The sequence below is a fragment of the Micromonospora sp. ATA51 genome (genome assembly GCF_016802855.1).
In the GTDB taxonomy this organism is placed as follows: domain Bacteria; phylum Actinomycetota; class Actinomycetes; order Mycobacteriales; family Micromonosporaceae; genus Micromonospora; species Micromonospora sicca.
On record NZ_JAEVHJ010000598.1, the window covers coordinates 1 to 1,890 of the forward strand.

3 protein-coding genes are annotated in these 1,890 nt (G+C 65.5%); 1 reads left to right on the plus strand and 2 read right to left on the minus strand.

The annotated features are described in order from the left end of the window. Nucleotides 1-81 precede the first annotated feature (81 nt). Both JNW87_RS38165 and JNW87_RS38170 read right to left on the minus strand, forming a co-directional pair. Nucleotides 82-219, minus strand: coding sequence for a hypothetical protein (locus JNW87_RS38165; protein WP_238455415.1), 138 nt, complete (start codon nucleotides 217-219; stop codon nucleotides 82-84). Between the two features lie 580 nt (nucleotides 220-799). Beyond that, the gene (locus JNW87_RS38170) at nucleotides 800-1,156 is read right to left on the minus strand and encodes a hypothetical protein (RefSeq protein ID WP_238455416.1); all 357 of its coding nucleotides are present in this window, start codon (nucleotides 1,154-1,156) and stop codon (nucleotides 800-802) included. 312 nt (nucleotides 1,157-1,468) lie between these two features. On the opposite strand from JNW87_RS38170, the gene JNW87_RS38175 reads away from it, so the two are divergent. Then, a complete protein-coding gene (locus JNW87_RS38175; RefSeq protein ID WP_375373607.1) occupies nucleotides 1,469-1,858 on the plus strand; it encodes a transposase in 390 nt (129 codons plus the stop codon). Nucleotides 1,859-1,890: the final 32 nt, after the last annotated feature.

Here is a 1,890-nt window from a genome sequence, read left to right on the forward strand (position 1 = left end):
AGCTGCGACCCGGGCTGCACACCAAGATCATGCCAGTCAGCCAAGCCACAGTGGACAGCAGGCCCCGATCAGCGACTCACCTCAGGCTGAATACGTACCCTCGATCGTGCAGCCATCCACCCCCGGAGCACCCTTGTTGGCTTTGACCTTCAGGTACGCCTCCCACACGTCCCGTTTCGAAATGTCGAACGGCTTGATCTGTGACTTCAGCTCGCTCACGCAGTTCCTCCCAGCACATTCCTGGTTGACCGAACAAACGAACCACGGACAATCCGGCCCCTTCGCTCCACCCCCACCGCGCCCAGCAGGGGCTTCACCGCTACTACGAACCGGTCCGCCAACACACTCCGCATCGGTACTCAGTTCCTCGCGGGTTGTCCGCTTGGAAGGCTCCCTTACACAACCGCGCCCGACAAAGGGGGCGGGTTGAAGCATCGGAGTGTGTCTTCCCACGTTCCGCACGGCAGCAGCAGACCAGGCTCACGTCGCCTCCACGCCGGGCACCGCCTGGCCAGTAAACGGGTTTCCGCCAGACTCATCCCGGGCCAAAAAGTAACACCCGGTTTCGATGCCATTTCATCAATAACGACGCGTCACCAGCGATCCTCGCTTGAGGACTGCGCTCCGTCTTCCTGATCCCCACCTGACGCCTCATGGACGCCTTTTCCACAGTCGCTCACCACGGTCGCGTCGCCGCTCCCGCAGCATGTGGCGGTTTGAAGCCTCCCCCCGCAGGGCGGCTCCGAAGGGCCAAAGTCCTTCATCTGCCATGCAGCACCGCGCTCAGCTACCAACTACCTCAAGCAGCCTCCCGCGTTCGTGGCACACCTTTTCCCATGATGTCCAACGCCGCCTCAGTACGGGCGATCTTCCGGTTCGCCAGCTCCAGCTGGCGGCGCAGCCGGGCGATCTCGGTCTGCTCCCCGCTCGGCCGCCCGACGCTCTGGCCGGGCTTCTTACCCTCGAGCAGGCCGGCGTCGCGGGCGCGGCGCCACTCACTCATCAACGACGAGTACAAGCCGTTACGACGCAGATAGCCGTTGCCGTCACCCTCGGCGACAGCCTGCTCGTACTCGCCGAGCAGCCGCAGCTTCTCCGCTGCGGTGAACGAACGCCGCCGGCGTGGCCGTTCTGATCGAGGTCCTTCCGTCGTCATGGTCCCATCGCCCGACAGGGAGAACGGTGCTGGGAATCGTCATCGAAGGAAGATCCATCCTCGCCCCGGGAGGGCTACTTGCTCTGAACCGCTGGTCTCACCCAACCCTGACACCCAGGGCAGACGCACACCCCCGTCCCCTGGGCTCGCACGTGACCTCATGACGCGGAACGCCATCCCGTCGCCGAGACCCTGGGTGTCAGGGTTGGGTGAGACCAGCGGTTCAGAGCAAGTAGCCCGCCCGGGGCGAGGATGGATTCTCCTTCGATGACGATTCCCAGCACCAGCATGCCTGTCGGGCACGATGGGGCCATGACGACGGATGGACCTCGAGCTGACCGGCCCCGGCGGCGTTCGTTCGCTCCAGCGGAGAAGCTGCGGCTGCTCGCCGAGTACGAGCAGGCCGTCGCCGAGGGCGACGGAAACGGGTATCTGCGCCGGAACGGCTTGTACTCGTCGTTGATGAGCGAGTGGCGCCGCGCCCGCGACGCCGGCCTGCTCGAGGGCAAGAAGCCCGGGCAGAGCATAGGCAAGCCCAGCGGGGAGCAGGCCGAGATCGCCCGGCTGCGCCGCCAGTTGGAGCAGGCCAACCGCAAGATCGCCCGGACCGAGGCCGCGTTGGACATCATGGGAAAAGCACACGCGCTCTTGGCCGAGATCTCCGAGAGCGCGGACACCGACACCAAGCCGACCAAGCCCTGACCGACGCCCACGCGCAGTTGCTCGCCGCGGCG